Annotated in this window: 2 protein-coding genes; both read left to right on the top strand. The window is 63.8% G+C overall.

The annotated features are described in order from the left end of the window. Nucleotides 1–126 precede the first annotated feature (126 nt). Nucleotides 127–846 carry a type VII secretion system-associated protein gene (locus ACFW0G_RS34380; RefSeq protein ID WP_378329645.1) on the top strand — a complete coding sequence of 240 codons (720 nt, stop codon included), beginning with the start codon at nt 127–129 and terminating at the stop codon, nt 844–846. A gap of 35 nt (nt 847–881) precedes the next feature. Beyond that, nucleotides 882–1,534: hypothetical protein (locus ACFW0G_RS34375; RefSeq protein WP_378329644.1), on the top strand; the 653-nt coding region annotated here is incomplete at its 3' end.

Below are 1,534 nucleotides of genomic sequence, written 5' to 3'. Positions count from 1 at the left end.
TCCGGCGAGCGGAACGAACGCGCCATCCGTCCCCGACGTGCCGTGAAGGCCTCCTTCACAGCGTTGAGCGCTGTGAAGGAGGCCTTCACAGCATGGGGCGGTTTCGATACTGCTAGGGAGAATGACATGCCGACGAAGGACTCTGCGGGGCGGCGGGTGGTGGACGTCGAGCTGTCCACCGATCCGCAGGACAGCGGGGAACCGGTCGAGGCCGGAGACCAACCCGGGGAGCCGGGTCAGGCCGAACAGGCGGCGGGGAAGCCGTCGCAGGCTGAGGACCTGTCCAGCCACTGGGTCTTCATGGTCGATCCGTCCTGGAAACCGGTCGAGAAGGACGCCGAGCCGCCGATCGCGGCAGTGGTCGGCGGCTGGTACGTCGACGACGACGGGGTGACCGGGCTGTTCCACGCCAACCCGCGGTACGTGCCGTCCGAACCGAATCTGCCGACCGACCCGGTGGACGCCGCGTTGCATTTGACGGTGAGTGGCAAGGTCGACAGTGACGAGCTGCTGAAGACGCTGCCCCAGATCGTCTATGGAGTCGGACTGGACGCGGACGGAACTCCGGTGGTGGCACCCGCGCCGGACGGCCGGCCGTCGGTGTTGGTGACCACCGCGCCCGCACACCGGGCCAGGGTGCGCGTCGCGAGCTGGCTGGAGGTCACCATGGCCGAGCTCGCCGAGGCCCTGCCCGACGAGGGGGTCGACGTGTTGCTCAACCCCGGTGCGCCGAACTCGGTACGGCTGCTGGCCGGCGCGGTGAAGGAGTCCGTGGCTTCCGCTGCCGACCGCTCGGTCGGTACGCCCGGTCGCGCCGGATTTTTTGCTCGAGGAGACGTTAGCTGATGTGCTGGCGCGGTTTGTGGCTGGTTGTGTGAGTCATGGGTGTTTTTGATATACCGGATGATCCTTTTTGGGGGCCTATTTATGAGTCGATGATGTATGTGGCGACGGGTCAGCAGTTGCCGCAGGTGAAGCCGGGTGATATGTATGCGTTGCAGGCTCGGTTGGAGGAGCATGCGAATTCGTTGTTGGGGGCTGTGGCTGATGTTGATGGTCTTTCTGCTGGTGTTTTGAGTAATGTTAGTGGGGGTACTGCGCGGGCGTTCGCGGATCATGTTCGGGGGGTGGTGGATGGGGTTCCGGGGCAGGCGGCGATGGCTCGGTATACGGGTTTTCAGTCGGCGCAGTTGGGGGTGAATGGGGAGGAGTCTGTTTATGAGGGGTGGCTTGTTCTGTCGATTTTTGCGATGGATATTTTTATCGCGGTGGTGACGGGTGATGCGTTGGGTGTTCCTGGGTTGGTGGTGGCTGGGAATAGGGCGTTTACGAAGGTTGTGGAGGAGTCGGCGGTCCAGTCGAGGTTGCTCGCGGATACGTTGAAGGGTGTTTTTGATGCGGCGAAGACGAAGGTGCGGGATAAGTGGTGGCTTGCGCGGGAGGTGGTGCAGGAGGGTGCGGAGGAGACGGTGGAGACGGGGGCTCCGCAGGCGGTGACGAGTTTGGAGCATCATCGGCAGGGTGCGGATGTGCA

It is taken from the genome of Amycolatopsis sp. NPDC058986, from assembly GCF_042741125.1.
GTDB lineage: Bacteria > Actinomycetota > Actinomycetes > Mycobacteriales > Pseudonocardiaceae > Amycolatopsis.
Note: the sequence above shows the minus strand (reverse complement) of the source record. Positions and strands in the feature narration are given on the sequence as shown.

Coding starts and splice junctions, on each gene's coding strand:
- ACFW0G_RS34380 (WP_378329645.1), top strand. CDS start 127: ATGCCGACGAAGGACTCTGCGGGGCGGCGGGTGGTGGACGTCGAGCTG.